The following is a 4,806-nucleotide window of genomic DNA, read 5'->3' on the forward strand; positions in this document are numbered from 1 at the left end:
CGGCGCGCGCCTCGTCGGCATCGGGCCACAGCGCAGGGCGATAGTTGGAGTCGAACGCCACCCGGCCGCCCCGCGCCCGCACCTGGTCGGCAAGGTCGAACAGCGCGCGCCGCCCCGCCGCCGGCAGGATCGCGAGCGAGATCATCGAGAAGACCAGCAGGTCGGCACCTTCAGCAAGGGCGAGCGCGGCATCGGTGCCGGGCAGCGCGAACAGCCGCCGCGCCGCAGCCTCGCCGCGCCAATAGGTGAAGTGCCGTTCGCCGTCGGGATCGTTGGTGATGGCGTACAGGCCGGCGCGGCGGTCCGGGTCGGTAAGCACCAGCGCCGTGTCGACGCCCTCCCCTGCCCAGGCGCGGCGCAGGTCGTCGCTGAACGGATCGTCGCCGATCGCCGTCATGAACGCCACCTCGCCGCCGAGCCGCGCGAGGTGGACGGCGGTGTTGAGCGTGTCGCCGCCGAAACCCAGCCGCCAGCCGGCGGGAGCGCCGCCCGACAGCTCGATCATGCCCTCGCCCACCACCACGATCCTCTTCACGCGCTGTCGCCTCCCGCTTGCCTGACCAATCGGCACCGCTGGTAAAGCAACTCGGGCGGGATTACGATTGCGGACGTGACCAAGCCCCTCATCCTTCATCTCGACCGCCTGCTGCCGAGCGACCCGGTGCAGCGCCCGATCGCGCGCGCGCTGTACGACTCGATCGCCGCCCTGCCGATCGTCAGCCCGCACGGCCATACCGACCCGCGCTGGTTCGCGACTGACGAGCCGTGGCGCAACGCCACCGAATTGCTGCTCGCGCCCGACCATTACCTGTTCCGGATGCTCTACAGCCAGGGCGTGCCGCTGGAGGCGCTAGGGGTGCCCTCGCGCGACGGGCCGCCGGCGACCGACCCGCGCGAAGCGTGGCGCACCTTTGCCGCGCACTATCATCTGTTCCGCGGCACGCCATCGCGGCTGTGGCTCGACCATGCCTTCGCCACCGTGCTCGGCATGGACGTGCGGCTGGAGGCGGCGACCGCCGACGATTATTACGACCGCATCGGCGAGCAGCTGGCGACGCCTGCCTTCCGCCCGCGCGCGCTGTTCGACCGGTTCGGCATCGAGCTGCTCGCCACCACGGAAGGCGCGGAAGCCGACCTGTCGGCGCACCACGCGATCCGCGCGTCGGGCTGGGGCGGCCGCGTCATCACCACCTACCGCCCCGACGGCGTGATCGACGTCGAGCATGAAGGGTTCGCCCCCGCGATGGCGCGCTTCGCCGAACTGACCGGCGAGGACGTGTGGTCGTGGCGCGGCTACCTCGCCGCGCATCGCCGCCGCCGCGCCGACTTCCGCGCCGCCGGTGCCACCGCGACGGATCACGGCCATCCGTCGGCACGCACCGCCAATTTGTCGCCCACCGAGGCCGAGGCGCTGTTCTCGCGCGTCACCGGCACCGGCTGGACCGCCGCGGACGCCGACCTGTTCCGCGCGCAGATGTTGACCGAGATGGCGCGGATGAGCGTCGAGGACGGCATGGTGATGCAGCTCCACCCCGGCTCCTTCCGCAACCACAACGCCGCCCTGTTCGCCAGCCATGGCCGCGACAAGGGTGCCGACCTGCCGGTGCGGGTCGATTATGTCGCCGCGCTGAAGCCGCTGCTCGACGTGGTCGGCGGCGAGCGCGACTTCACGCTGATCCTCTTCACCCTCGACGAATCGACCTATGCCCGCGAGCTGGCACCGCTCGCCGGCCATTACCCTTGCCTCCGGCTCGGCCCCGCCTGGTGGTTCCACGACTCGCCCGAGGGGATGCGGCGGTATCGCGAGATGACGACCGAGACCGCGGGCTTCTACAACACGGTCGGCTTCAACGACGACACCCGCGCCTTTTTGTCGATCCCGGCGCGCCACGACGTTGCGCGGCGGGTCGATTGCGGCTTCCTCGCCCGTCTCGTCGCCGAGCACCGGCTGGAGGAGTGGGAGGCGGCCGAGCTGGCCGGGGAGCTTGCGGTCGGCCTCGCGCGCCGAGCCTATCGGTTGTGAGCGCACGGCTCGGCGCGGGCACCGTTGATCGGCTGAGCCCCGGCGTCGCCCGACCGGGCTATGACTGGGCGGCGCAGCGGGTCGGCATCGTCCATCTCGGCATCGGCGCGTTCCATCGCGCCCATCAGGCCGTCTATACCGACGCGGCGATGGCGGCGGGCGATCGCGACTGGGGGATCGCTGGCGTCTCGCTGCGCTCGGCGAGCGTGCGCGACGCGCTCGCGCCGCAGGACGGTCTCTACACCGTCACCCAGCGCGGCAGCGACGGCGAGAGCGCTGCGCTGATCGGCGCGATCAGGGAGCTGGTGGTCGCGCCCCAGTCCCCGAACCGCGTCGCCGAACTGCTCGCCTCGCCCAATGTCCATCTGGCGACGCTGACGGTGACGGAGAAGGCCTATCACCGCCGCGCCGACGGCACGCTTGATGTCGAGGCGGTGGCAGCGGCGGGGGGCACGCTCTACCACCACCTCGCCGACGGTCTCGCCCGTCGTCGCGCCGATAAATTGCCGGGGCTGACGCTGCTCAGCTGCGACAACCTCGCCGACAATGGCGGCGTGCTGGCGCGCGGCCTCGCCACCTGGCTGGATCGCGTCGACCCGGCGCTGCGCCGCTGGTTCGAGGTGAGATGCTCCTGCCCCGGAACGATGGTCGACCGGATCGTGCCCGCCGTCACCGACGCCGACCTGGATCGGGTTGCGGCGACGATCGGGCTGCGCGACGAAGGTGCGGTCGTCACCGAGCCATTCCGGCAATGGGTGATCGAGGACCGCTTCGCCGGCCCGCGGCCGCGCTGGGAACTGGACGGCGCGCAGCTGGTCGCCGACGTGGCCCCGTTCGAGGCGGCGAAGCTCAGGATGCTGAACGGTGCGCACTCGGCGCTCGCCTATCTCGGCCTGCTCGCCGGCCACGCCTTTGTGCATCAGGCGGTAGCCGACCCGGCGATCGGCCCGACGATCGAGCGGCTGATGCGCGACGAAGCGGCGGCGAGCCTGTCGCCGACGCCGGACCAGGACCTCGCCGCCTATGCCGACGCGCTGCTCGCCCGCTTCCGCAACGAAGGCCTGCCGCACCGCCTGGCGCAGATCGCCACCGATGGGTCGCAGAAGATCCCGCAGCGCTGGCTGGAGCCGCTGGCGATCAACGCGGCGCAGGGCCGCCGCTCGCCCGCGACCTTGCGGGCGTTGGCGGCCTGGATGATCCATGTCCGCGGCACCGGCACGCCGGTCGCCGATCCGCTGGCGCAACAGCTCGCGCAATTATGGGCGAAGGCCGGCACCGAAGGGATCGTGCCGGCCCTGTTCGGCCCCGCCGGCCTGCTGGCCTGCGCCTGGCAACCGGACCCGCAGGACGCGGCCTTGCTCACTCGCCTGCTGAACGACGGTCAAGTCCAGCTCACACCCTGACCGCTGCCATCAGTCCTCGTTCAGCCATGCCAGGGCCGCGTCTTCGTCCGTGAAGAAGCGAAGGTCCTCATGGTCGGTGATCCGGCTGACCTGCATCTTGGTCAGCGCGCTGGGTGCAAGCACGGCGAAACGCCGCGGCTTGATCGGCATCTGCGCCAGGCTGAACCGGGCCGCTGCGGCGACGTCCATCGGCTGGACGCCCGTCGCCCGCAGATCGGCCAGGTAATCGAACTCGCCGGACTTCCAGTGCGTCTCCGTCAGCACCTCCGTCCTCGCCTTGGTCAGGTCCTCGACGTCCGACAGCTTGTGCTGGCCGCGCAACGTGACCCGGACCAGGCGCGCGCCGTGATCCACGTCGAACCGGAAGGAGGGTTCGACGCCGGTCATCGTTACCCGAGAGTGCAGACAGTCAGCTGAAGCGGCCGTGGATCGGACCGCTCAAGCCTTGACCGCCTTGAGGTGAGCACTGAGATGCTTGTTCATCTCGAACATGCTCGCCGACTTCTTGCCAAAGATCTTCTCCAGCTTGGCGTCGGCGTTGATCTGGCGCCGGTCCTTGCCGTCCTGAAGGTCGTGCTTCTTGATATAGTCCCAGACCTTCTTGACCACCTCGCTGCGCGGCAGGTCGTCCTTGCCGACGATCGCGGCCAGATCGGACGAGGGCGTCACCGGCGCGGTGATGCCGCCGCGGGCACCGCCGGCAGGCTTGTCCGTCGCCTTGACCTTCTTGACCGCAGCCGCCGTCTCCTGCTCACCGCGCTTCACCGCCGATCGTGCCATTGCTCATCCTCCTGTTGCCCATCTGGCAGGCATGACCGCATTATGCGCGTGATGGGCGGCAAGGCAAGCCGCACCAGCGGTTTGGCGACGGCAATCCTCACCCGCACGATGCGCCAGACATGCGAAAGGCCGCCGAGCACCTCGCAAGGCACTCGGCGACCCTCGAACATGGTCAGCGGCCGGAGAGCTCCAGCCCGGGAGACCATGCGACCTCTGTCAGAGGCGCATCCCCCGAACGAACTGAACCGACCCCCTTGCTGAACCATGAGACATCGGATCACCTCCTTTCGCTTGTTGATAGCCAAGTGCCCATCTCTGGACCGCCCGAATGTGATTCATGCGGCGCTGCAATGCAAGGCCTGTCTTACCCATCGTCAACGCACATTCGTCGCTTTCAGCGGCAGTCTTCGATGACCCGCTCGATCTCCGCCCAGGCCGGGATCACCAGCGCCTGTCCCGCCTGCTCCACCACGAACCGGCCGCGGCTGAACCCCATGGCATCGAGCAGCGGATCGGTCGGCGCGAGCGCGGCGGCGATATAGGCCGGCGCGCCGCCGGTCGGCTGCACCGCGACCGCACGCGTCAGGCTGGTGGTCCGCA

At 70.0% G+C, this 4,806-nt stretch carries 5 protein-coding genes and 1 pseudogene; 2 read left to right on the top strand and 4 right to left on the bottom strand.

The annotated features are described in order from the left end of the window. The coding region (locus tag HUU96_RS11390) for a sugar kinase (RefSeq protein ID WP_368039768.1) at nt 1-535 on the bottom strand (535 nt) is incomplete at its 3' end. Between the two features lie 75 nt (nt 536-610). Between HUU96_RS11390 and uxaC the strand changes: the two genes are divergently transcribed. Together uxaC and HUU96_RS11400 are read left to right on the top strand one after the other, a co-directional pair. Next, entirely contained in the window at nt 611-2,023 is a 1,413-nt protein-coding gene (uxaC, locus tag HUU96_RS11395) for a glucuronate isomerase (protein WP_174292914.1), read from the top strand. Further along, nucleotides 2,020-3,426: a mannitol dehydrogenase family protein gene (locus tag HUU96_RS11400; protein ID WP_174292915.1), complete on the top strand. Its 1,407-nt coding sequence runs from the start codon at nt 2,020-2,022 to the stop codon at nt 3,424-3,426. Before uxaC ends, HUU96_RS11400 begins: the two co-directional genes overlap by 4 nt. A 9-nt stretch (nt 3,427-3,435) precedes the next feature. On the opposite strand, the gene HUU96_RS11405 is transcribed toward HUU96_RS11400, so the two are convergent. The 3 genes and pseudogenes from HUU96_RS11405 to HUU96_RS11415 form a co-directional block, all read right to left on the bottom strand. Next, nucleotides 3,436-3,813 (bottom strand): STAS/SEC14 domain-containing protein, encoded by a 378-nt coding sequence (locus HUU96_RS11405; RefSeq protein WP_174292916.1) that lies wholly within the window; start codon nt 3,811-3,813, stop codon nt 3,436-3,438. Between the two features lie 51 nt (nt 3,814-3,864). Then, nucleotides 3,865-4,206: an SWIB/MDM2 domain-containing protein gene (locus tag HUU96_RS11410; RefSeq protein ID WP_174292917.1), complete on the bottom strand. Its 342-nt coding sequence runs from the start codon at nt 4,204-4,206 to the stop codon at nt 3,865-3,867. A gap of 394 nt (nt 4,207-4,600) precedes the next feature. Next, nucleotides 4,601-4,806, bottom strand: a pseudogene (locus tag HUU96_RS11415) (hypothetical protein); the annotation flags it as partial.

Source organism: Sphingomonas bacterium (assembly GCF_903644135.1).
Lineage (GTDB): Bacteria > Pseudomonadota > Alphaproteobacteria > Sphingomonadales > Sphingomonadaceae > Sphingomonas.